Genomic DNA, 23,704 nt, shown 5'->3' on the forward strand with positions numbered 1-23,704 from the left:
CCCGATTACAACGACCTTAGCGCTTTGGGGCGCTAAGGTAGCATGGAGTGGCGGAAAAATTTGATTAAGTCTAAACCAAACTCTTCAGGTTTTACCGCTGCTTCTAACTCATCATCAATGCGTTTATCGCTTAAGTCGACATCTCTCACTTCAACATGAAACATGTTTTTTGCGTTGTAAAAAACTTTTACCACAGGTTGTAAAGGCGATACTGGGTTGCTCGCTGCAACGATACCCACTCGGTGGCTTTTTAGCTTAACCAAAGTACCTACCGGATACATACCAATGCAGTGAATAAACTTATTGAGTAAATCCCCATCAAATTCGTGTGGACATCCAGCTCTGAGCTTTTTAAACGCTTGTATTGGTGTCATGCCTACTTTGTAGACTCTGTCGGCAGTCAGGGCATCATAGACATCAATAATGGAAATCATACGCACATACTGGGATAGTTCGTCCCCTTGTTTTGCGTATGGGTAGCCCGTACCATCAAGTCTCTCGTGATGAAATCCCGCTATTTCAGCGGCAATTTCACCTAATCCACTGTCTTTAACAATATCGTGACTATATTTGGCATGCTCTCGCATAATGGCAAATTCATTTTCACTGAGCTTGTCCGGTTTTTGCAATATGTCATCAGGGATTTTAATTTTACCTATGTCGTGTAATAACGCGCCCGTTGCCAACTCTTCTATGAGCTCGCGATCAAATCCGAGGTGCTTGGCAAAGATACTCATTAAAATGGATACGTTTAAAGAATGCTCCAGCAGGTAGCCATCTTTTTCACGGATCCGTGCGATGCAGGCGAGGGCATCTTGATTTCTAAACACTGAATCGATAAAGCCTGAAGCCGTTTCTTTAAACTCCGCGATATCAATTTTTCGACCTTCTTTTATATCGGAGAACGCCTTTTCTTGTAGTTGCTTTGCTTGCTCGTACATTTTAACAGCTTGGCCAAGCTCAGCTTCGACTGGGACGGATTTATGCCAGGGATCTGGTTTAGCAGAAGTGATCACTTCTTCGATGATCTCTGGTTCAGGTTGGAACTGATCTAATGTTTTGTCGGGATCGATCTCGACTTCTAATACACCGGAATGGATCAAGTTGTTGATCCCTTTTTCATCTCTCACCCAGCCCTGATTTTTTACCCGTACGTGTCCGGCTTGTTTGATCACGCCAACAACAAACATACCAGGTTGCAACTCTTTGATATTTATTGTTTTCACAGTATAAAAACCCCTTGTGTAGAGTTTAAGCTTAGCAAAGGCATATCAAAATGAAAGCGCAATAGTGCACAGATTATGAACATTTTTGTCCAGCGTGAATGGCATAAACAGTTGCATTTATCAGCAATTGTTTGCAAGCTGGAACGACTTTTTCAATTCAATAATAATAACGTTATGAAAACATTGCTCACATCAATGGCGCTATTGTGCTGCGTACATCATGCTGCTGCTAGTGATCTAGCATCTGCAGTCAACCAGTCGCTTCCTAAACTAGAAGCGCTGTATTTACATCTACACCAGAACCCTGAGCTGTCTATGCAAGAAAAGCAAACAGGCGCACGTTTGGCAGAAGAGTTAAAGGCACTGGGCTTTGACGTCACCGAACGTGTCGGTGGCTATGGTGTAGTGGGACTGATGAAAAATGGTGATGGACCTACAGTTATGATCCGCGCTGATACAGATGGTTTGCCAATTATTGAACAAACCGGAAAGCCTTATGCCTCAAAAGTGCGAGTAAAAGATGCCAACAATAACATGGTCGGTGTGATGCATGGCTGTGGCCATGATATTCATATGGCCAGCTTTATTGGTGCTGCAGAGCAGTTGGTAAAAAATAAAAATCAGTGGCAGGGGACATTAATGATGGTGGCGCAGCCCGCTGAAGAAGTGGGTGCTGGCGCTAAAGCCATGCTTAAAGAAGGGCTGTTTAGCAAATTTGCCAAGCCTGATCATGTGCTTGGTTTACATGTCAGTGCATCGCTGCCAGCAGGTAAAGTTGCCATCTCTCCTGGCTATGCGTTAGCTAATGTTGATTCTGTAGACATTACTGTTAAAGGGCAAGGTGGTCATGGTGCCTACCCGCATACAACCATTGATCCCATCGTGTTAGCGTCGCGCATTGTACTTGGGATCCAGACCATTACCAGTCGCGAGATTTCACCGCTTAAGCCTTCTGTGATCACTGTGGGATCGATTCATGGTGGATCTAAGCATAATATTATTTCTAACGAAGTGAAATTGCAGCTGACATTGCGATCTTATGATAGAGAAGTGAGAGATCAGCAAATAGCGGCGTTAAGGCGGCTGACTAAAGGGGTCGCTTTGAGTGCTGGATTAACGCCTGATCAAGCACCTGTTGTACATGTGCATGAGTCAGAAAGCATTCCATCAACTTATAATGCACCTGATCTTGCTAATGCGGTGACAGCCAGTATTAAAAATGAATTGGGTGCTGAAAATGTAGTGAAAGCAGAACCTGTGATGGCGGGTGAAGATTTTGGTCTGTATGGGCGTACAGATGACAATATTCCAATCACTATTTTCTGGTTAGGGGGTGTAGAGCCACAAGCTTATGCTAATGCGCAAACACATGGCATTAGTTTGCCTTCATTGCATTCAAGCAAGTTTGCGCCAGATTATCCATTGGCTTTAAAAACTGGGGTACGTGCCATGACGGCCAGTGCGTTAGATCTCTTTAATCAAAAATAGTGAGTTGTGCCAGAGCCTAAAAAGGATCTGGCGCATTAAATTGCATCATCTTGCCACTGACTGGGTGGCAGATCTCTAACATTTGTGCATGTAGCTGCAAACGCTCTGCGGCTTTGAGGGCATCACCAGTCGCATATAGCCTATCACCTAGAATAACATGCCCCAGTGATTGCATATGTACCCTTAGCTGGTGAGAACGACCTGTAATTGGCGTGAGTGACACACGTGTTGCATTTGGCTCGTATTCAAGCACTTCATAATGGGTCAGTGATGGTTTACCGGATTCATGACAGACTTTTTGCTTGGGGCGGTTAGGCCAGTCACAAATGAGTGGCAGATCAACTGAGCCTGTTTTACTTTCCAGTCGGCCATGAACACGCGCGACATAGCGCTTCTTAGTCAGTCGGTCTTGAAATTGAATACTTAAAAAGCGGTGTGCTTCTTTGTGCATGGCCAAGCATAAGATACCTGATGTCGCCATATCAAGACGATGCACGATTTTTGCGGTTGGAAACACCCGATTGATGCGGTTAATGACGCTGTCAGCATGTTTTGGATCTTTGCCCGGCACTGTCAACAAGCCACTTGGCTTGTTGATCACCAACATATGATCGTCCTGATATAAGAGACCTAGATAGGGATCGGTTGGTGGGTTGTAATTTAAAAGCACTGCAAAATTCCAAGTTTGATCGAAAACGGGCGTATTCTAACTGGCTACGATCAAAAGGCCAAGTAAACCCTAGTTGCTTGGCACGATTGTTAATTCAATCCCAAGTGTTTGGATGCTGGTTTGCACATCTTGGCGTATGCCTTCATCGGTGATCACATGGTTGATTTTATGTGCAGGCACAATCTGATAAGTTTTGGTTTTATCTAGCTTATCGTGTGGTCCCATTAAAACGGTGCGATCGGCTTGATCAATGGTGGCTCGCAATACTTCAGCTTCTTCGAGGTAATTAACGCAAAAGCCGTGCTTGGCATGAAATGCACAGATCCCCATAAAGACGATATCAAAGCGGATCTGTTTGAGCATCTCAATGGCACTGTGACCAACAGTGCGCATGGCGGGCTTAAACATTTTGCCGCCAATTTGGATCACCTGCACCTGAGGTTGCTGCATGAGATCTTGCACAATCAGCGGGCAACCGGTGACAACGGTTAAAGGTAAGTTGGCTGGTAAGTTTTGTGCGAGGTAACGACACGTCTCGCCAGAATCAATAACAATGGTTTGTCCTGCTTCAAGCATATTGAGTGCCGGTTCTAAAAAGCGCTTTTTTGAGGGATCGGGTGTATTTAATCTGTCAAAATAATCAGGTGTCTCTTCTTGCATCACCAAAGCACCGCCGTGAACACGGTGTAACAGTTTTAACTCTCCTAGCTTGTTGAGATCTCGCCTGATCGTGTCTTCACTGACAGCCAGTGATTTAGCCAATTCCACAGATGTGATCCTGCCATGCAGATTAAGTTGTTCTAAGATTAATTGATGTCGTTCCGCCAATAGCATTTTGCATGTTCCTGCGCTTTTTTGCCGAATTTTACTTGATCTTAGGGGGATCGCAAGCGTATTATTTGCATGTAGGTGCATTTATTTGCGTTTTTAAGTTTTTATTTGCGTGTTTTTGCCTGTTTTGATGGAGGGAAATATGGATTATTACTGTAATTTGTCAAAATACCGAGGTGCTATTTTTGATATGGATGGCACACTTGTCGATTCTGATACCGCGATTGCCAAAGCCATTGCGCCTTGGTGCCAACGGCATCAGCTCGATATTGAACAAGTATTAAAAGATGGCCGAGGTGTTCGTTTTGAAGACTATGTAAAGCAACATTTACCACATTTGGACCTTCACCAGGAAGTTCAGCATTTAGAAGGCGCTGAGGGCACATTTGCAAAGTATGTTGAAGAGATTGCTGGCGCAAAGACTTTCCTTACTCATTTACAGCAGTTGAACTTACCGTGGGCGTTAGCGACTTCAGCGGATCGTGATAATGCCGTAAAGCGAATGAAAACATGCGACTTACCTATACCCATGCATTTAATCGGGGCGGAAGATGTCCAACAAGGTAAACCAGACCCAGAGCCTTTCACCGCGGCTGCAAATAAGCTGGGTTTGCCCTGTCGAGAATGTGTGGTGTTTGAAGACTCAGATGCTGGCGTACAAGCAGCTTTGTCTGCGGGGTGTGACGTGGTGGTTGTTGGACGGTTTTGTCAGCTATCACATCCCAATATTGTTGCCAGAATAAATGACTATACAAACTGGAATGCAAGGCTTTTGCAGGGGAGGCAAGCATGTTGAGAGTCACTTGGGCACACTTTTTGATGAGTGATGAGCGTTATTGGGATATCGCAGGTGTATTATTTGGAGGTATTGGCGCATTTGCGTTACTTGGTCAACTTCTGAGTGAGTTGAATCGTGATGGTGAGAGTACTTTATCGATGAGCTTTTTATTTGGCTATGTCGTCGTATTTCTGTTTTGGTTACTGTACGGGTTGAGATTTAAACGTCCTGCAATTATTTGGACTAATGCTGTTTGCTTAGTATTGCAATCGATAATCGCTTTAGTGGTTTTAAGTTAAAAAAGGGGCAAATAACGCCCCACTTAGTTATTGAGCGACTGGGTATGGCCCTGCCTCATGAGTAAATTTGAATATCGCTTGTTTACCCAATGAACAATGTTCACCCGGTTGATACTGACAGACTGAAAGTCCATCTCTCTCAAATAGCGTTATCTCAAAAATACTTTCTTGTTGGTTAATGAATGTGTGTAATTTACCTTCTATAAAGGAAAAGGTGCCTGTACCTTCCGGTGAGGTCACTTGATTAACTAGATCACCGTTCTCGTCTGGTAAACGACTAAATAGATATGGGTGGCTTTGACCTTGGTACTCTAAGTTCATAGTCGTGAATGAAAAGATATTTCTAGAAAAATCTTTTATGCCAAATGCTTCGTCATACTCAACTTTGAGTATCCATTTACCTTGAAATTTTAACGGGCCTTGCGGATAAAACTCTGAATTATAATGGTAAGCAATGTAGAGCGTATTGCCTTTTTTAGCGAGCAGTTCATAAAAGAATTCGCAGCTAACATAGCAGCGATTGTCAGGGCAATTAAGTACAGTCCCTTGTTCTGGATGATCTAGTTTTTCTCTAACAAGTTGATTTAGGTGATTGAGTTTCCATTTTGAGGCTGTGTTGGCAACGCTTGCAACTGCAATTTGATCTGGATAGTAGTCATGAAAGCGCCCATTAGATTTACGCCATTGACCAATAACTTGTTCGTAAGTGAGTGCAATATCCTGCTTTTCAATCATGTAGCCGGAGATCCACTTTGCTTGCTTGGACTTTTTATTTACCTGTTTTGCAACAAAGCGCAGCCCAATATCATCAATATTCTCAACTATGCGAATTACTAATTTCACATTCTGTTCGTTGCGATGATAGCGAAGAACAAGCTTTTTTCCTTTCAGTTTCCAGGTTAAGTCACTTTGTGTGTTATCCCAATGATTGACTGTGCCTTTACCGTTTTCATGAAAAGTCACGGAAGCTGAGCTACTGGCTTTAAACCAAGCTACTTCGGCATGTGTGACTTCATCAAAATTAGCGATTTCCCAGGTTGTATTTACCAGCTGTGTTTGCCACTTTTGCAGTTGTCGTTGTTTTACTAAAAGTCCTTCGCTTGGGAGTGTATAGGTCTGTACAACCTCTTGTGCTTCTTTGTGCCAAACTTGCATATGCTGTGTGTATTCACTAGGGTTCTGCGTGTTGAGGTTAAAGCTCAACCCAATCAATTGGTGAATATGTGTCTCGTTCTCTGACATTGGTATTTGATATCGAGTTTGCGGCTGAGAAAAGTTTGCCATGACCTGCTGGTGGGACTGCCACTGCCACTGGGCAGACACTTTAAAATCATCCGCAACAATGACTTGATTATTGGCTTTGAAGTTCAATTTGAAGACTTGGTCAACGTCTGTACCAATCAAAAAATAGTTGCCTTGTGGTGCAGAGTTATTCGAAGCATATAACTTTGTGCAGAATATCGTTAATAAAAAGATATTAAGCATCAAGAGGAGATTTATTTTTTTAATTTTCATTGTCATTTCCTTGATTGTTTAAATCTTAATCAAGCTATCAAGGGAGGGGTAAGTTGACAAGAACTAAGAATATAATATGAAATTAATAATAAATAATTAAGATAAAAAGACTATGAAATAAAATAGGCAATAAAGTATCTATTTATTTTATTGCCTATTTTTAAGGACGTAATTACTGGTTAGCAACCACAATTAAACGGATCGCATCCAGTTTTACCTGTGCTTTAGAGATGTGCTCACTGAGCTGTGCTTTTTGCTTATCAAAGACTTGAATCTCTTCTTCACGGATATTTGGATTAATCGCTTTGAGTGCATTTAGACGGTTTTGCTCTTCGTCTAAGCGCGTCTGCATGTCTGCTTGAGCCTGACTTTGCAATGTATCTAACTGCTGATTGGCAATATCTGTCGCCTTGGAAATTAGTGGGTGGATCCCCGATTGCAATGCATTAGCTAGTTTACTGGCTGTTTGGCGGCCGACTGCAGACAGTTGCTGGTTAAATGCATCAAATGCGACGTTTTCAGCGAGGTTATTGCCTGCTTTGTCCATCAACACACGAATAGGTGTAGGTGGTAAAAAACGACCTACTTGCAGCGATTTAGGCGCAGAGGTTTCGGCAACATAAATCAGCTCAACAAAAAAAGTACCGACAGGCAGTTTGTTGTTTTTAAGTAGTGCCACTGATGCACAGCCGAAGTCATCATCACAGATCATGTCCATAACGCCTTCAACCATAGGGTGATCCCAACTGATGAATTGCGCATCTTCTTGAGATAGTGAAGTTGATCTGTCAAATGTTACTGTCATGCCATCGTCTTTTAAACATGGAAATGACGGGTTAAGCATATGCTCTGTGGGCTTGAGAATAATGGTGTTTTCGCCTTTATCTTCTTGGTTTACACCAAAAATATCAAACACATTAATCATATAAGCTGGCAAGATTACATCATCATCAAGCTTCTCAATCTCAGTTACGATTTGCTCTGCACGGCCTTGTCCGCTTGAGTGCAGTTCCAGTAGTCTATCTCGACCTTGTTCCATTTTTGCACGTAACACTTTGTTTTGCTTGGCGACTTGCTCAAGTAATGGATCAAGTTCTTCTTCGTCACAGTTATGCGCTGCGATAAATTCAAGTAGATCTTCAGAGAACTCTTTATATAGCAACTGACCGGTCGTGCTGGTGGTTTCGAATGCATCTAATGCTTCATTGTACCAACGTAATAACACTTCTTGTGCAGTATTGGCAAAATAAGGAACATGAATATTGACGTCATGTTGCTGACCTATACGGTCAAGTCGGCCAATACGCTGCTCTAATAAATCTGGGTTGAGTGGCAGATCAAACAAGACAAGGTGATGTGAAAACTGGAAATTACGACCTTCCGAGCCTATTTCTGAGCATAATAACACTTGTGCACTGTCATATTCATCAGCAAAGTAAGCGGCCGCACGGTCACGCTCAATGATTGACATGCCTTCATGGAATACAGCTGAGCGAATGCCTTCGCGCTCGCGTAAAGTCTGTTCAAGGCTAATTGCCGTTTGTGCTTCGGCACAGATCAAAAGTACTTTTTCGTGCTTTAGCTCTTTAAGCTTTTCAATCAACCAGTTGACGCGAGGATCAAATTGAGTCCAGCTGGCGCTTTCACCTTCAAACTCCTGAAATATTTTTTCAGGGAAAAGGGCGCGTGATGCGCTTTTTTCTGCAGTTTGGATACCGCCCATACTACCAAGCACGGACATAGCCGTTTTATATTGCTTTGGCATGTCAACTGGGTGTGCATGGACTTTACGACCGGGATAGCCATCAATGCCACTGCGACTATTACGGAACAAGATACGGCCTGTACCATGACGGTCAAGTAACATGCCTAATAGCTCTTGTTTTGCTTCTTGCTCTTTTGCAGCAACACGCTCTAGAAGTTCTGAGATATCAGTTTCTTTTAGAAGCTCAGTAATGGTCGCTGTGGCTTTGTCATCTAACTGCGCATCTTGCAGCAGTTGATTCGCCGCATCCGCAATTTCTTTATAGTTACTTTCCTCTGCAACAAATGCGTCATAGTCATAGAATCTATCCGGATCTAATAACTGCAGGCGAGCAAAGTGGCTGCGATGTCCTAATTGGTCAGGCGTTGCAGTCAATAAGATGAGGCCTGGAATATCTTGGCTGAGTTCAGCAATACGCTGATATTCAGTACTTGGCTTATCTTTTTCTACTGTAAGGTGGTGCGCTTCATCAACCACAAGCAGATCCCAATCTGCTAAAGTGGCTTGTTCAAACCAGCGGCGTTTCTTAGTGATAAACTCAAGGCTGACCAAAACCAACTGCTCGGTTTCAAACACATTGGGTGAGTCTGCAAATGCTTCGTCGCAACGTTCTTCATCAAAGATCGAAAAACGTAAGTTGAAACGACGCAACATCTCGACTAACCACTGATGTTGTAAACTTTCAGGTACCGCAATTAAAACACGGCTCGCGCGACCTGTTAGGATCTGCTGATGCAAAATCATACCGGCTTCAATGGTTTTACCCAATCCAACTTCATCAGATAGTAAAACACGTGGTGCAAAGCGTTGTCCTACTTCATCAGCTATATACAGCTGGTGTGGAATTAAGCTGGCACGTTGACCTATTAGGCCTTTCAGATGAGATTGTTGACGGTGAAACTGGTGCTGCCACGTTTGGTAACGCAGTGTATAGCGATCAAATCTATCTACTTGACCTGCAAACAGTCTGTCTTGAGGTTTGTTAAACTTAATGAAATGGTCTAAAAAGGTTTCTTTTAGGCTGACAGTTTCTTCTGTGTCTAGACGAACACCATGATAGCAAAGCAGATCCCCTTGCTCTTCGATGCTCTCTACACGCATTTCCCATTCTTCAACACTGCGGATCACATCCCCAGGATTAAATGCTACTCGAGTCACCGGCGCTTCTTGTACTGAATAAACGCGGTTTTCTCCACTGGCGGGAAACAGAATGGTTACTTGTCTACCTTCTAAGGCGACAATGGCCCCTAAACCCAAATCTGATTCGGTATCGCTTATCCAGCGCTGACCTAAGGAAAAATTCATGGTTTTCTCATCTTCGCAGAAAAAAGGCGGCTATGTTACCGAGAAGCAAAGCCTTGTTCAAGATTGTAAAAACACAATAAATGTGCCTTACAACGCGGTATTGCGTGGGTTTTGCATGATAACTGATTCATATTCGTCGTTTGCTCACCGTTGATTATTTTTTATTGTGCAATAGTGGCTATTAAGCATAGTCAAACATCACTGGTATTGGAGATAAAATATACGAATTGAGTCATTAAAAAAAGTGGCATAGGGGGAGTATGGAAATAATTAGGGACATTTCGGCAAAAGGTTTTTTGTCATGAAAACGACTTTTGTGACAAATAGACTAAAATTAAGTTAGAGCGATGTATTGTGTGGCGAGCAATGCACAGTTCAATCATAGAAATTGCAGACGAATAGGAATGCACTATGGGAAAAGATGACCTCGACCGGAAAATTTATGTACTAGACACCAACGTTTTACTTCACGAACCCCTCGCTTACCTTTCCTTCCAAGAACATGATGTTGTGATCCCCATGACCGTGTTAGAAGAACTTGACCACATCAAGGACAGAAAACGCGATGTAAGTCGAGATGCAAGAGTCGCTATTAGAAGTTTGGATGATGTTCTGACCGATGCGACTCCTGAGCAAATGCTAGAGGGCGTTGACTTACCAAAAGTACAGCGTGATCCAAACAAACCAGCCAGCAGTGGCAAGCTCATAATCGTAAATGACCATTTGTATCCAGATAGTATTTCTGGACTACCGGGTAATGAAAACGACCACAGTATCATCAACTGTGCACTACAACTTCAGAAACAATATACAGAGAAAAAAGTAATCTTGGTAACAAAAGACATCAATATGCGCCTCAAAGCAAAAGGGGTGGGTTTGAAATTCGTTGAAGATTACCGAACAGATCAACTCATTGATGATATCAACTTACTGACGTCAGGTTATAACAAGTTTGAAGGAGATTTTTGGGAAAGTGTGGGTGAGTGCCAAACTGAGCAGCAAGGGAGGTACAGTTTACACAAAGTACCTAAATCTCGGATGCCAGAAGTGTTTTATAATGAGTATCTGCTTGATGGCGGCGAGCACTTTGCGGCACGCGTAGTTGGGTATGATGAGGCGCATGTGACGTTAAAAGACATCAGTGTCGAACGGTTATTGCACCAGCAAGCATGGGGAGTCAAACCTAAAAATGTATATCAAGGTATGGCACTGGATGCACTCTTAGACCCCAATATTGAGCTGGTGGTATTAACAGGCCCTGCTGGTTGCGGGAAAACGCTATTGGCATTAGCTAGTGCCTTGGAAATGATCATAGAAAAGGGCGTATATGATAAAGTGATTGTAACGCGAAATACTCCTGAAATCGCTGAGAGTATAGGCTTTTTGCCCGGCACTGAAGAAGAGAAAATGGCGCCTTGGCTGGCGGCAATTACAGATACACTTGAAGTGCTGCACAAGCATGATGAAAGCCCAATATCTAGCCGAAATTACATTATGGAAAAGGCCAATATCCAGTTTAAGTCCGTTAACTTTATGCGTGGTCGCAGTATTCAAAATGCGGTGGTCATTTTAGATGAGAGCCAAAATTTAACAGCTTCTCAGCTCAAAACCATTATTACGCGTTGTGGTGAGGGAACTAAGCTTATCTGTACAGGTAACTTGGCGCAAATAGATAGTAACTACTTAACGCCAGTGACCTCTGGGCTAACTTATATCGTAGAGCGATTTAAAGACTTCGAAGGCAGTGCGACAATCAACCTCAATGGTGTTGTAAGGAGTCGATTGGCCTCATTTGCCGAAGAAAACTTGTAATATGTAGTTGATAAATATGAACCGGTGTATCCGATATACACTGGTTTTTTCATTTTCAAATAGGGTAGTTACGCTGTGAATCACTTGCTTATCTGAACGCTGCTCGCTAACCTTTCAAAAAAAGATGGAAAGAACTACTACAGGCCATTGAATGGACATTATGTCAGAGTTTCAGCCACTCAAAACTTATCGAAAATCTATCTGTGTTGCGTTATTAATTCCTTTAATTCTCGCCATTGTGCTGTGTTTTCATTTATTCAATATTAAGTTAGAACGTCAATACGCCGTCTACCAAGTGCAGTTTTCCGCAGTATTGGCGCAAGTCGATCAAGCTGCGAGTGCTGCAAGCACTGTCATTGGAAGTATTAAACGCGGATTAGAGACTCCCATCAAATACCAACTAAGCCGTGATGTCCAGCAGCAGGTACGCCAGCAATTAGGTTACTATTATCATCGCTTGCCAGAAAAAGGCGGAGAGCTGGTTGGGCTGGGAACCTACAAAGCCTCCCCCCGCGTGCTAGAGCACTGGCTGCATGTAATGGCGCTGGGTCCTAGCTTTGATACGGCTTTGGCGTTGATCAGTGAGTTAGAGGCTGTGGCCTATTTTAATGAGCATGGCTTTGCATTCGTTAAACGCCGTGATGAAACACAAAGTCATCTATTAACTGCCATTGTCGAAGGGCGTTTTAGTCCCAGAAAGGGCGTCTTGGCTAACCCTGACAGTAAGCAAACAAGGTTATTTGGCAATACCTATTTTAGCATTGCTCAACCAGTAAATAGTGGTGGAAAGTCTCATATTATTCTGATTTACAACGCAGAAAAAGTAACGGCTTTATTAGATAAGTTGACTTTTGATGGTGGGTCGCTGGCACTGGTAGATGATAATGAACAAGTACTGGTGCAAAGTAGTTCGCCGGCGAACTTATTAAAGTCTTTATCTTCGGAGCGTGCTCGGGTTTGGCGCGGTGGTATTGAGTTAACCGGGGATATCCAAAATGCACCTTATATACTTAGATTTCAGCAAACAGAAGATGCGTTTACTGCCGCTGTTTTCAAAGAAGTCATGGTTGAACTTAGCTTTTTAGCACTATTTATTGTATTCACTTTTTTCTCCTTTTTATGGCTCAACGGGCAGATATTTATTCGTCCGCTCAGACATTTTGTTCATTATTTAACAAAGCAAGATGCAGTCGATTCAGATACGCTTGATTACTCTGTTCCAGTGGATTGGCAGCCTTGGTTTAAAGAGATCAAAGATGTTGTGGTGCAAAGGCAGGCACTCATTGAACAGATGGAAACACATAATGCGCGATTGGATGGGCAGGTACAGCGACAGAAAAAAGCTTTATCACGTAGTTTTGAAGCCAAAGAGCGACAGGCTGCGCTGCTTAATACCGTGCTTAACTCAGTGCCTGATCTTATCTATTTTAAAAATATTGATGGTTCATTTATTGGTTGTAACCAAGCTTTTGAGCGGTTTATCGGGGTGGCGCAAAGTGAGTTAGTTGCCAAAGAGCATCAAGAGGTGAGTCAAAAGTACCATGAGCTATTAGATCTTGAGCAGGCAATGGAAAGTCATAGCATTCCACTTACTGAGATCCTAGACTTTGATGATAAGGCATACTTAGTGAGTGTCTCTCCTTTATTCGATGAACAGGGAAGTAGAATAGGCAGTTTGGGGATTGCTCGAGATATTAGTGAGCAGCAGCAAGCTATGAATGCGCTGCGAGCGTCGGAACAAAACTTTAAAGCGGCGATTAAACATGCGCCTAATGGCATTCTGCTCGTCTCTACTGATGCAATGATTTTAGAGTTCAACCGCGCTGTACGTAAATTGTTGGGAGGAGTGGAAACTGGTCAACCATTAAGCGCGCTGTTTGCTCATGCTGAGCTTGAGACGCTTAATGGAGTTCTAAATCAATTACTTGAAGAGCGCAAAGGCGTTAAAGTACTCAGTTTGTCACAAAGTGAGTCGTCTTTGTGGTTACAATTGAGTGTGTCCTTGGTTTGGGATAAGCAAAAACAGCCCAAGTACTTTGTTATTCATGTGCAAAACGTCACAGCTCTTACCAAAGCAAAAATAGAAGCTGAGCGCGCAAATAGGGCAAAAAGTCGCTTTATTGCCAATATCAGTCATGAGATCCGCACACCGTTAAATGCCATTCTCGGGTTAGTCGGGATATTAAAACCAAGTCTCACACTGCCGCAAGACAGTGAGAAATTAACCCATATAGAAACCGCCGCAAAGCAACTGTTGACTATGCTAAGCGATATTTTGAGTTTTGCGCGTTTGGAGAGTGGTCGTACCAAAGTGCGTAATAAACCTTTCACCATATTGAGCTTAATGAATAGCTTAAATGCCTTAATACAACCATTGAGTGATGCAAAGGGATTAACACTGAATCTGCAAGTTGCCGCTAATGTTTGGCCTGAGTTTGTTGGCGATGAAGCGCGCATTAAGCAAATCTTAGTTAACCTGATGGGGAATGCCGTTAAGTTTACGCAACGTGGTGAAGTTGGCTTAAAGGTTGAGTCTAAATGGAGTAAAGAGGGAGAGCAGTGGCTTTCTTTTTCAGTTTTTGACACCGGCCCCGGTATTAAAGAAGACGAGCAAGCGCGATTATTTGATGCCTTTACGCAGGGCAACGAGTCAAGTTCGAGAGAGTATGAAGGGATTGGTTTGGGCTTGGCGATTGTTAAACAGCAAGTAACACTGCTAGGTGGAAAAATTGAAATACACAGTGAGGAAGGCGTTGGCAGTAATTTTGAATTTGAACTTATGCTACAAACGCAAAAGCGTGCTTACACGGCCGAGCAAGATACGATATGTTTGATATCTGCACATGAGCCCCCTGATTACCTAAGTCATTATCAAATTGCCTGCTTTGCTAATTTCGGAGAAGCGCTGGCACAGTTGGATAGATTTGCTTATATCGCATGTGATGATGCCGATGAAATGAGCTATTTGTGTCACCATTTTAGCGATATCGCGCCTGAGAACTGTTTAGGGCTGGTGGTGCCGAGCGATTTATCCTTAGCGTCAGCGCATCATGCATCACTGAACACCTTAAAGATACCGCAGCATATGTTCTATCAGTCTTTGTGTTTGGCTCCATTTGAGCAAGGCGTCACAGAGGTTGAAGGTCAGACGCGTCTGGCAAATTCTCTTTGCCTGGTTGTGGATGATAATGCGTTGAATCTAGATATCTCCAAAACGGTATTAGAACAGCACGGTGCTGTTGTCGTGGCGCTTTCAAGTGCACAAGGTATTGTACAGATTTGCCAGGCTCTGCAGCCAGATATGGTACTGATGGATATTTACATGCCACACATTGATGGTTATCAAGCTACAGAATCACTGCGTAAAAAATTAAGTAAAGAAGCCCTTCCTATTATTGCTTTGACAGCAAATGCACATGAGCATGAAAAGGAAAAAGCGTTTAAACATGGTGTGAATGCTTTTTTGGTGAAGCCTATTTCTCCTCAAGAGTTGTGTTCAGCATTATTACCTTATGTAGGCACTCAGCCATGTGTTTTTGATAAAGCCTTCGCAATGGCACAGTTGATGAACAACCCAAGCCTTGTAAAAACAATGTTGAATAAGTTTGCTAAACTATGTGATGAATATGTGAGCGAACTACTCGCAATAGAGAGTAACCAGCAATTGGCAGATATTGCACATAGCATCAAAGGAGCATCCGCAGGCATAGGGTTAACGCGCTTGGCCGAGTATGCCAAATTAGTAGAAGCGAATTCTCGTTTAGACACTGCGGTAAATGCGCCAATGGAGTATCAAGGTGTGATACCGCAAAACGCCTCTTTGAGAGATGAGCTTATTATTTTTATCCGCCAAGCTCAGCAGTTTATTTTATTGGAAACAAAAGGAAGTTAAATGCAAAAATCGGCCAATATATTAGTGTTAGATGGGGATCCGCTCAATCGCGTCGTGCTTGAAAATACGTTATCTGATGAGCACTTGGTGATCAGCTGTGCTAACAGCGACAAGGCTTTTGAACGGCTACTACAAACACAAATTGATTTGATCATTGTTGATATCCTTATGCCTGATGATGAAGGGCTCGATTTTTTACTGCAACTAAAAGCTGATCCAAGCTGTTACCAAATTCCCGTGATTGTTATCTCAGCGAGCAATAGCTATCAAGATGAAGCTAGGGGGTTATTGCTTGGCGCTGTAGATTATATTGTTAAACCATTTAGCCCTAATATTGTGAAAGCGCGCGTAAAAATACATTTAGCGATCAAGCAAAAAAATGATCTACTTGAGCGTTTGGCAAATATTGATGGTTTGACAGAGGTACCCAACCGCAGAGCACTTGATGAGACTTTAGCTCAGCTTTGGTATCAAAGTCGTGATCAGCAAGTTCCGCTGTCAATTTTGCTCGTAGATATTGATTATTTTAAAGAATATAACGATAGTTGCGGGTTTAGTGCCGGAGATGAGTGCTTAGTTAAAATTGCTAAAGTGTTGGAAAGCATGACGCAAAAAGTGGAGGGGTTTGTTGCAAGATACGATGGCGTGCGATTTGTTGCTTTGATGAATAAGCGCAATGCAGATCAAGCTATGTCATTGGCATCGGCAATGCATCAAGCTGTTGATGCACTATCTATTCCACATCCATGCTCTCCGATTTGCGCGCACGTGACTATTAGTATGGGGGTTGTGCATGTGCATGAGGATTTTTCTGGTGACCAAAACGACAGTTTGGAGCTAGCCGACGAAGCTTTATTACAAGCACATCACCAGCAAGAACGTATCGTTTTGGTGAGTCGCTGAGTAAGAAAAAAGCCGCATAATGCGGCTTGTGTTGGGAAGTAAATCGAATTTTTTTATAAATAACTGTCTACAGCAGCTTGGCCAAACCCGATGAGCTGATCATCTTTAAACACCAGTGGCGTGCATTCATCTTTGGTAATTTGACCATCCGAGTGCTTTCTGTTTGTGGCGAAATAAAGTACTTGATAAGTATGACCGTTTTTAGAGACGGCTTCATTAAAGTCAGGTGTACCAAACTTACTGGTTACTGCTTGATAACTTGCGCCTAGTTCAAGTTTACTGATCTTTGCTCTGTTCTCTTTGTGAGTGCTATTCCAGGCGCTGTGGTGGCGCGCTTCACCATCAGAGACTGCAACAATACAACCAGATAATAAAGTAGTGCTCAAAAGCGCAGTAGCTAAAAGTAATTTTTTCATTTTGTTATCCTCATGACCCGATGTGTGCTCCATCATCAAGTTCTTTATTTTTTACTTAACTTAGAGGTTGCAATTGCTTTGCCAAAAATTTTGTTTAATAAAAACAAAGGTTTGCTTTTTTGGGCGTTTCGGTGGATGTTAGTTTTCACTAATAAATAACAATAATGAACAATATGTAGTGAATAAAGCCACTTGAATACGAAGTAGCTTTATTGCATTAAAAGTGTGAGATCACACAACGCGGTTGTGTTGGCCACCGTCTAGGAAACTGGTGATATTGTCTGCAATACCTTGTATTAGGCGCGTAATAGACTCATGACTGGCCCAAGCTGTATGTGGGGTGAGCATTAGGTTATCACCTTGATATGTGATCAGCGGGTTATCTGTGGTTGCCGGTTCAATGGACAAAACATCGACGCCAGCGGCAGCTATTTGGTTTGCTGCAAGGGCGTCTGCTAGGGCTTTTTCATTGACGATACCGCCACGCGCTGTATTAATCAAAATGGCATGTTTTGGTAAAAGCGATAACGTCTTCTCATTGAATAAGTTTTCGGTTTGTGGGGTAAGCGGGCAATGTATCGAGACAATATCAGCTATTTGCATGGCTTCTTCAAATGTAACTCTACCGCTGCGCGTCGCCTTGCTGTTTGGTCGCTCTGCAATAATGACTTTCGCGCCAAACGCCTCTGCGACTTTAGCAGTTGCTTGACCGAGGTTACCATAGCCAACAATCACGAAGTTCTTAGCTGCAATATCATTGATGCTGTAATCTAAGCGACAAAACATCTTACTGTTTTGCCAAGCGCCTTGCTTGGTATCTGCAGCATATCTATGAATATTGCTCATTAAATTGCCAAGCAAAGTAAAGGTATGCTGAACCACCGATGGCGTTGAGTAGCCAGCGACATTGGTAACCGCAATACCGGCATCTTTTGCGGCGACCAAATCAATGTTATTGGTGCCTGTCGCGGCAACGCAAATTAATTTAAGGTCTGAGGCAATGGCAAAATTGGTGGCATTTAATTGTACTTTGTTTGAGATAATGATGTTTGCCTGCTGGATACGGCTGTTGACTTCACTTGGTTGGGTGTATTCATAGGTGGTCACTGTACCAAAAGCATGCAGTGGAGAAAGGTCGACACCTGCCAAAGTAGCGGCATCCAAAACAACAATGTTCATATTTTTATCTCGTTATTGACTTTGGAGTAAACTCCAAGGTTTATACTCTGTATTAGTGATGAATTTGACGAAACGGTGATGTCGGATTTTAGGCCCTTTTTGAGCGAGGCGGATAAAAGATCTCTACTTTACAGCACCATTTGCAGAGTTCATTTGTGTATGTTCAGCAAATTGCAAACACCAGTGTATCACTTTTAGCGCTTAAATTTTATTAAATATGGCGATGAGTACAGCTGGGAACAAATCGGTTTGTTGGTTGGTTTTACTACTTAGTTGGAAAGCAATGACGATGTTTCGAATAGGACAATTAGCTAAGCTCTTAGGCGTGTCGACCGACACGTTAAGATATTACGAGCAGCAAGGGTTATTGACTGCCAGTGAAAGAAGTGCAGCTGGTTATCGTCTATATGATAAGCAAGCTGTCGATAGAATGCGCTTTATAGTGCGCGCCAAGGAAGTCGGGTTCAATCTTAAGGATATTCATGAATTACTGAGTATTAAAATTGAAAAGCAAATGCACAGCTGCGAAGAGGTAAAAACACTTACATTACAAAAGCGTGATTGGGTAAGAGAAAAGATTGCACAATTGAGCATGTTTGAGCGCTCATTAACGTTATTAGCAAGCCAATGTTGTGGTGGCGATGAACCTGCAAATACTTGCTCAATTTTGACCGCATTGGAGGATTTAGATGACATTCATCAATAATTTTTGGCAGTTATTTGTGATTTCTGCACCTTGGCTAATGCTAGGGTTATTGTTGGCTGGGTTGTTAAATGTGTTTATTCCGAAAGACTTTTTACAGCGTCATTTGGGTAAAGAAGGGCTTTGGACCACAATTAAAGCGGCGCTCATTGGCGCACCTATGCCGCTGTGCTCTTGTGGTGTTATTCCGGCTGCAATTGGACTAAGGCGTGCAGGCGGCTCTAAAAGTGCAACTACTGCATTTTTGGTGTCAACACCAGAAACGGGTGTGGATTCAATTTCAGTGTCTTATGCGTTACTTGGGCCATTTATGGCGATTATCAGGCCTATTGCCGCGGTAACCAGTGCCATTACCGCAGGGTTGCTAGTTGGCAGAGATAGTCAAGATGAGGCCGGTAAAGAGACTTCAGAAAGCCCCACGGCTAATCACGCTAGTTGTTGCTCTAAAGAGCCACAAGTAGCGGCTTCTTCATGTGCGAGTCAGCCTAAGAATTTAGATGAGAACTCGATATCTTGCCGCGCTAAAGAGCCTCAAGTAGCAGCTTCTTCATGTGTGACTCAGCCTAAAAATTTGGATGAGGATAAGGCTTCTTGCTGTAACAAAGAGCCTGTTGTTGCGCCAAAGCTTGAACGTGAACAAGCAAGTTGTTGTGCTTCTGATAATAAAAAATTCGAGCCAGAAGTAAGCACTTGCTGTTCTTCTAAAGTCAAGAATGAAAACAGTTTGCTGAGTCAGCTTTGGCAAGCAGTAAAATTTAGTTGTAACAAGCTGTTATCTGATACTATGGTTTGGCTTTTAATTGGTATATTCTTCGCGGCATTAGTCCAAACATTTGTGCCAACCGCATTTTTAGCACAGTGGGGAGATGGCATTTTAGCCATGATAGTGGTTATCTTGATCAGTATTCCCATGTACATTTGTGCCACGGCATCGACGCCCATCGCCGCAGGTCTACTGTTAGCTGGCGTGTCTCCAGGTGCTGTATTGGTGTTTATGCTGGCAGGTCCGGCAACCAATGTGGCGACCATAGGTGTAGTCGCAAAAGAGCTTGGCCGCCGAGCTGTTGTCGCCTATATCACGGCTGTTATTGGTGTCGCAATTGTGTTTGGATTTTTAACGGACTACTTAGTCTCTCACTTTGGCTTTGAAGTGTCAGCCATGGCTGGGCATGAACATCAAATACTCCCTGGTTGGGTGAGCCAGCTTATGGCGCTTGTATTGGTGATGCTTATGTTACGCTTGTTTGCAATGGATGTTATGAAACGCCGAGCCGCCCAGTGTGGTCAGACTTGATATTCTTAGCATCCGAATAAAGAGCGAGATAGAATGAGCCGTTTTTTTGTCATACGCCTAGATCAGTAAGAGTAATTTAGTGGATAAATACGCAGATATCAGACCATATAATGATGATGAAGTGCCCGCAGCCCTAGCGAGGTTATTGGCCGATGAGCAATTTTTAGATGTGATTGCCGAGCATAACTTACCAAAGTGGCTTGCAGCCTTTTCTGCGATTAGCAGACCTTTGGTAAAGGCAAAATTAAAGTCTAAATGGAAGACGGTTAATAACGTTGAAGCGGTACAAAATGAAGTGGCGCAGTACTTGTCCTTGTTGGTTGAGCGTACCACGTCAAAAGTAACCTATTCTGGACTCGACCGTTTAGATAAAGACGCTGCGTATTTATTTATCTCAAATCACCGAGATATTGTACTTGACCCAGCATTAGTAAACTGGGGACTGCACCAGAATAATTTGCCAACAGTGCGTATCGCGATTGGCGATAACTTGTTGCAAGTACCCTATATCACTGAGCTGATGCGCTTAAATAAGAGTTTTATCGTTAAACGCTCAGCAAAAGCGCCAAAAGAAATGCTCAAAGCGCTATCTCAGTTGTCCGGCTATATCTATGACTCACTTCAGTCAGGTAATTCTATTTGGATTGCGCAAAAAGAAGGCCGTGCCAAAGATGGCATTGATTATACCGACCCTGCCTTATTGAAAATGTTGCAGTTGCAAGGGCGACGTTTGAAAGAGCCATTTGCTGATTATGTGCGCAAACTTAAAGTGGTACCTGTTTCTATCTCTTATCAATATGAGCCATGTGCGTTAGCTAAAGCCAAGGAGCTTTACCATAAACAGCAATTTGGTGAATATCAAAAAGAAGAAGGCGAAGATATTAAGAGCATCATTGATGGCTTTAGTGCAGACAAAGGAAACGTGCACGTTGCATTTGGTACGCCAATTGAAGATGATTTTGAAACCCCCGAAGAGTTGGCACAGATCATCGATAAGCAAATTATTGATAATTACTATCTGCATTCAAGCAATTATTTAGCGGCGGGTGATAAAACAAACAGCAGCAGTGAAGAAACAGCGCGTTTTAATCAAAGTATTGAGACACTGCCAAATGAACTAAAAGAGTTTGTTTTGTCTATGTATGCGCAGCCTGTGAAACGAAAATCGACAATATAAGCGGTAGCTAAATATGACTGATAAGCCCATGGGACTATGTTCTGTGGGTTTTTTATTTTTCTGACTAGGGTAACGCAAAAGAATAAGCGAGCGGTTCCATAAGTATGAAAGGTGTCCCCGGCTGCGTGGATGCGGATATAAGTCCTTGAACCCTAAGGTTCAAGGCGGAAGGCAACAACCCACCGTAGGCTTCTCGGTACATGCCAAGCTTGCGCAAAAGTGGATAAACTGCATTCCTAAAAAAAGTTTATCGGCTCAGGGACATAATCCACGGTCCAGCGAGCTAGGGAACACCTTCAGTATATAAGACAACATCGAATGCTTAAACCTTAAAATGAAAAAATCTTACGTATTTGCTGGCTAATTAACCTGCTGAGTATTGTCTGTGCAGCTTTTGCTTTTTTTCCATACACAGCAGATATCCACTTTATAAACTGAGTAAATCAATACGGTACTTTAGCTCCGGTAAAGACGGGTTTTTTCCAGCAGAATAAGACAATGCATTGTAGTTGCTATACTTCGAGTGGTAGCATTAACCTTATCAAGTGAATGAGAATTAAGCCTTATGATCGAATTAAAAGATTACCAACAAGCCCAGTTATTACTCGAAAAACACGGCATCTTTGTCGCACCTGCAGAAGTGCATGGCACCATCAGCGGTATTTTAGCCTGTGGATTGAGTATTGATGACAAAGAATACCTAGGTTTACTCAGCGATGTATTCAACGATGGCCAAGCATTTGGCGTTGAACTTAAAGACTTTTTAGCTGAGTTATACAAGCTTGTGGTAGAGCGCTTTAATGATCCTGAACATACCTTTGAAGTGTACTTACCAAATGATGATGAAGCACTTATCGACCAAGCTAATGCGTTAGTGTCTTGGGTGTCAGGGTTTTTACTTGGGTTTGGCTTAAAGCAAAAAGATTACGGCAAACTGTCAGCTGATGTAAAAGAAGTGATCAGCGACTTCAGTGAGATCACTCGCCTTGATACGCATTTCGATGATACCGAGGAAGACCAACAAGCATTCCATGAAGTGGTCGAGTATATTCGAGTTTCTGCGCTATTGTGCTTTGCGGAGATGGGCCGAGAGCAAGGAAATGGCGCGACATCAAAAACAGTGCATTAATTATGATAAAAAATGAAGAGTTTGTAGCACGTCGTGCACGACTGCTAAACAACCTAGATAATAACTCGGTTGCTATTATTCCTGCGGCTGCTGAAATTACCCGTAGTCGTGATACCGAGTTTCCATTTCGACAAGATAGTGACTTCTTTTACTTAACCGGCTTTAAAGAGCCGGATGCAGTGCTGGTGCTGAGCAAAGACAAAGCGGGTAAGGGGCTGAGCACCATGTTTTGTCGTAATAAAGATAAACTGGCAGAAATCTGGCACGGTAGACGCGTTGGTTTTGAACAAGCGAAAACCTTGTTTGCGATGGATGAAACCCATGCATTGACAGAGCTTGACGATGAGTTGTTAAGTTTAGTGAATGGCACCGCGACACTGTATTTTGGTCAAGGCACTTATCCAGACTTTGATGATAAAGTGTGGCGTATACTGAGTACGCTGCGCGGCGCACCTAAAAAAGGCTATAGAGCCCCTGAAACCATCAAAGATATTCGTTCGCTTATACATGAAATGCGTCTGTTTAAATCTGCAGACGAAATCGCCGTGATGCGCAAAGCGGCGCAGATCAGTGCTCAAGCGCATATTCGTGCCATGCAGTTTGCCAAGGCAGATGCCACTGAGTATCAATTAGAAGCTGAAATTCATCACCACTATGCGATGAATGGTGCGAGATATCCAGCGTATGGCACCATTGTTGGTTCTGGCAATAACGCCAACATATTACACTACACCGAAAACAGCGACGCATTAACGCAGGGCGATTTGATCTTGATCGACTCAGGCTGTGAATTGGAAGGGTATGCTGCGGATATTACACGTACTTTTCCTGTCAGCGGACAGTTTAGTGAAGCACAGACAGAGATTTATAATCTGGTATTAAAATCTCAGTTGGCTGCATTTGAAGAAGTGAAGCCCGGCGGTACGCTGGTTAAAGCCAATAAGCAAGTTGTGCGTGTGTTAACAGAAGGCTTAATTGAGCTTGGCATTCTCTCTGGCACCTTAGAAGAGCTGATAGAAACACAAGCGTGCAAGGCGTTTTATATGCACGGAGTGGGCCACTGGCTTGGTTTAGACGTACATGATGTCGGTGAATATAAACTGGACGAGGCAGACAGACCGTTTGAAGCGGGCATGGTGTTGACCATAGAGCCGGGTTTATATTTTGACGAAGATGCTGAAGTACCAGAAAAATACAAAGGCATTGGTGTGCGCATTGAGGATGATTTATTGATCACTCAAGATGGCCATGAAAACTTAACTGTTGATGTGCCAAAATCTATCGCTGAGATTGAAGCACTGATGCAAAAAGCCTAACTGCAA

The 23,704-nt window shown here is 42.9% G+C and carries 18 protein-coding genes and 1 other RNA gene; 11 read left to right on the plus strand and 8 right to left on the minus strand.

What is annotated here, in order from left to right; translation table 11 throughout:
* Positions 1–32: 32 nt before the first annotated feature.
* Positions 33–1,226: an HD-GYP domain-containing protein gene (locus QNM16_RS15300; protein WP_284021321.1), complete on the minus strand. Its 1,194-nt coding sequence runs from the start codon at positions 1,224–1,226 to the stop codon at positions 33–35.
* A 195-nt stretch (positions 1,227–1,421) separates the two neighbouring features.
* Between QNM16_RS15300 and QNM16_RS15305 the strand changes: the two genes are divergently transcribed.
* Positions 1,422–2,714, plus strand: coding sequence for an amidohydrolase (locus tag QNM16_RS15305; RefSeq protein WP_417710136.1), 1,293 nt, complete (start codon positions 1,422–1,424; stop codon positions 2,712–2,714).
* 16 nt (positions 2,715–2,730) lie between these two features.
* Here QNM16_RS15305 and rluA read toward each other — a convergent pair whose 3' ends face one another.
* Complete coding sequence (gene rluA / locus QNM16_RS15310) at positions 2,731–3,384, minus strand: bifunctional tRNA pseudouridine(32) synthase/23S rRNA pseudouridine(746) synthase RluA (protein ID WP_284021322.1); 654 nt, start codon at positions 3,382–3,384, stop codon at positions 2,731–2,733.
* Positions 3,385–3,453: 69 nt separating this feature from the next.
* On the minus strand, positions 3,454–4,218 hold the full coding sequence (locus QNM16_RS15315) for a DeoR/GlpR family DNA-binding transcription regulator (RefSeq protein ID WP_284021323.1): 765 nt from the start codon (positions 4,216–4,218) through the stop codon (positions 3,454–3,456).
* A 139-nt stretch (positions 4,219–4,357) separates the two neighbouring features.
* Here QNM16_RS15315 and QNM16_RS15320 point away from each other — a divergent pair, with 139 nt between their 5' ends.
* Positions 4,358–5,011, plus strand: coding sequence for an HAD-IA family hydrolase (locus QNM16_RS15320; protein ID WP_284021324.1), 654 nt, complete (start codon positions 4,358–4,360; stop codon positions 5,009–5,011).
* A complete protein-coding gene (locus tag QNM16_RS15325) occupies positions 5,005–5,292 on the plus strand; it encodes a hypothetical protein (RefSeq protein ID WP_284021325.1) in 288 nt (95 codons plus the stop codon). Before QNM16_RS15320 ends, QNM16_RS15325 begins: the two co-directional genes overlap by 7 nt.
* Positions 5,293–5,319: 27 nt before the next feature.
* Here the strand turns inward: QNM16_RS15325 and QNM16_RS15330 are convergent, their stop codons facing one another.
* Both QNM16_RS15330 and rapA read right to left on the minus strand, forming a co-directional pair.
* Positions 5,320–6,807, minus strand: coding sequence for a hypothetical protein (locus QNM16_RS15330; RefSeq protein ID WP_284021326.1), 1,488 nt, complete (start codon positions 6,805–6,807; stop codon positions 5,320–5,322).
* A 172-nt stretch (positions 6,808–6,979) separates the two neighbouring features.
* Positions 6,980–9,877: an RNA polymerase-associated protein RapA gene (rapA, locus tag QNM16_RS15335; RefSeq protein WP_284021327.1), complete on the minus strand. Its 2,898-nt coding sequence runs from the start codon at positions 9,875–9,877 to the stop codon at positions 6,980–6,982.
* A gap of 411 nt (positions 9,878–10,288) precedes the next feature.
* Between rapA and QNM16_RS15340 the strand changes: the two genes are divergently transcribed.
* From QNM16_RS15340 to QNM16_RS15350, 3 genes are all read left to right on the plus strand, one after another.
* Positions 10,289–11,689 (plus strand): PhoH family protein, encoded by a 1,401-nt coding sequence (locus tag QNM16_RS15340; RefSeq protein WP_284021328.1) that lies wholly within the window; start codon positions 10,289–10,291, stop codon positions 11,687–11,689.
* A gap of 160 nt (positions 11,690–11,849) precedes the next feature.
* Positions 11,850–15,581 (plus strand): hybrid sensor histidine kinase/response regulator, encoded by a 3,732-nt coding sequence (locus QNM16_RS15345; protein WP_284021329.1) that lies wholly within the window; start codon positions 11,850–11,852, stop codon positions 15,579–15,581.
* Positions 15,582–16,484, plus strand: a complete 903-nt coding sequence (locus QNM16_RS15350) for a diguanylate cyclase domain-containing protein (RefSeq protein ID WP_284021330.1) — start codon at positions 15,582–15,584, stop codon at positions 16,482–16,484.
* A 53-nt stretch (positions 16,485–16,537) separates the two neighbouring features.
* Here the strand turns inward: QNM16_RS15350 and QNM16_RS15355 are convergent, their stop codons facing one another.
* Both QNM16_RS15355 and QNM16_RS15360 read right to left on the minus strand, forming a co-directional pair.
* Entirely contained in the window at positions 16,538–16,900 is a 363-nt protein-coding gene (locus QNM16_RS15355; protein WP_284021331.1) for a DUF3192 domain-containing protein, read from the minus strand.
* A gap of 231 nt (positions 16,901–17,131) precedes the next feature.
* Positions 17,132–18,079, minus strand: a complete 948-nt coding sequence (locus QNM16_RS15360; RefSeq protein ID WP_284021332.1) for a D-2-hydroxyacid dehydrogenase — start codon at positions 18,077–18,079, stop codon at positions 17,132–17,134.
* Between the two features lie 289 nt (positions 18,080–18,368).
* On the opposite strand from QNM16_RS15360, the gene zntR reads away from it, so the two are divergent.
* From zntR to QNM16_RS15375, 3 genes are all read left to right on the plus strand, one after another.
* The gene (gene zntR, locus QNM16_RS15365) at positions 18,369–18,785 is read left to right on the plus strand and encodes a Zn(2+)-responsive transcriptional regulator (RefSeq protein WP_063362582.1); all 417 of its coding nucleotides are present in this window, start codon (positions 18,369–18,371) and stop codon (positions 18,783–18,785) included.
* A complete protein-coding gene (locus QNM16_RS15370; RefSeq protein ID WP_284021333.1) occupies positions 18,769–20,076 on the plus strand; it encodes an SO_0444 family Cu/Zn efflux transporter in 1,308 nt (435 codons plus the stop codon). The genes zntR and QNM16_RS15370 overlap by 17 nt, the downstream gene beginning before the upstream one ends.
* Positions 20,077–20,155: 79 nt before the next feature.
* Positions 20,156–21,253, plus strand: a complete 1,098-nt coding sequence (locus tag QNM16_RS15375; RefSeq protein WP_284021334.1) for a 1-acyl-sn-glycerol-3-phosphate acyltransferase — start codon at positions 20,156–20,158, stop codon at positions 21,251–21,253.
* 110 nt (positions 21,254–21,363) lie between these two features.
* Here the strand turns inward: QNM16_RS15375 and ssrS are convergent.
* Positions 21,364–21,546, minus strand: a non-coding RNA gene (ssrS, locus tag QNM16_RS15380) — 6S RNA.
* Positions 21,547–21,818: 272 nt separating this feature from the next.
* Between ssrS and QNM16_RS15385 the strand changes: the two genes are divergently transcribed.
* Both QNM16_RS15385 and pepP read left to right on the plus strand, forming a co-directional pair.
* Positions 21,819–22,382, plus strand: coding sequence for a UPF0149 family protein (locus tag QNM16_RS15385; protein WP_046355896.1), 564 nt, complete (start codon positions 21,819–21,821; stop codon positions 22,380–22,382).
* A 2-nt stretch (positions 22,383–22,384) separates the two neighbouring features.
* Entirely contained in the window at positions 22,385–23,698 is a 1,314-nt protein-coding gene (gene pepP, locus QNM16_RS15390) for a Xaa-Pro aminopeptidase (RefSeq protein ID WP_284021335.1), read from the plus strand.
* Positions 23,699–23,704 lie beyond the last annotated feature (6 nt).

It is taken from the genome of Pseudoalteromonas umbrosa (assembly GCF_030125375.1).
In the GTDB taxonomy this organism is placed as follows: Bacteria; Pseudomonadota; Gammaproteobacteria; order Enterobacterales; family Alteromonadaceae; genus Pseudoalteromonas; species Pseudoalteromonas umbrosa.

Excerpts from the sequence above, each read along its gene's own strand:
- QNM16_RS15340 (WP_284021328.1), top strand. The coding sequence starts at position 10,289 with ATGGGAAAAGATGACCTCGACCGGAAAATTTATGTACTAGACACCAAC.
- QNM16_RS15325 (WP_284021325.1), top strand. The coding sequence starts at position 5,005 with ATGTTGAGAGTCACTTGGGCACACTTTTTGATGAGTGATGAGCGTTAT.
- QNM16_RS15360 (WP_284021332.1), bottom strand. The coding sequence starts at position 18,079 with ATGAACATTGTTGTTTTGGATGCCGCTACTTTGGCAGGTGTCGACCTT.
- QNM16_RS15370 (WP_284021333.1), top strand. The coding sequence starts at position 18,769 with ATGACATTCATCAATAATTTTTGGCAGTTATTTGTGATTTCTGCACCT.
- QNM16_RS15330 (WP_284021326.1), bottom strand. The coding sequence starts at position 6,807 with ATGAAAATTAAAAAAATAAATCTCCTCTTGATGCTTAATATCTTTTTA.
- QNM16_RS15315 (WP_284021323.1), bottom strand. The coding sequence starts at position 4,218 with ATGCTATTGGCGGAACGACATCAATTAATCTTAGAACAACTTAATCTG.
- QNM16_RS15385 (WP_046355896.1), top strand. The coding sequence starts at position 21,819 with ATGATCGAATTAAAAGATTACCAACAAGCCCAGTTATTACTCGAAAAA.
- zntR (WP_063362582.1), top strand. The coding sequence starts at position 18,369 with ATGTTTCGAATAGGACAATTAGCTAAGCTCTTAGGCGTGTCGACCGAC.
- pepP (WP_284021335.1), top strand. The coding sequence starts at position 22,385 with ATGATAAAAAATGAAGAGTTTGTAGCACGTCGTGCACGACTGCTAAAC.
- QNM16_RS15305 (WP_417710136.1), top strand. The coding sequence starts at position 1,422 with ATGGCGCTATTGTGCTGCGTACATCATGCTGCTGCTAGTGATCTAGCA.
- QNM16_RS15355 (WP_284021331.1), bottom strand. The coding sequence starts at position 16,900 with ATGAAAAAATTACTTTTAGCTACTGCGCTTTTGAGCACTACTTTATTA.
- QNM16_RS15320 (WP_284021324.1), top strand. The coding sequence starts at position 4,358 with ATGGATTATTACTGTAATTTGTCAAAATACCGAGGTGCTATTTTTGAT.
- rapA (WP_284021327.1), bottom strand. The coding sequence starts at position 9,877 with ATGAATTTTTCCTTAGGTCAGCGCTGGATAAGCGATACCGAATCAGAT.
- QNM16_RS15350 (WP_284021330.1), top strand. The coding sequence starts at position 15,582 with ATGCAAAAATCGGCCAATATATTAGTGTTAGATGGGGATCCGCTCAAT.
- QNM16_RS15345 (WP_284021329.1), top strand. The coding sequence starts at position 11,850 with ATGTCAGAGTTTCAGCCACTCAAAACTTATCGAAAATCTATCTGTGTT.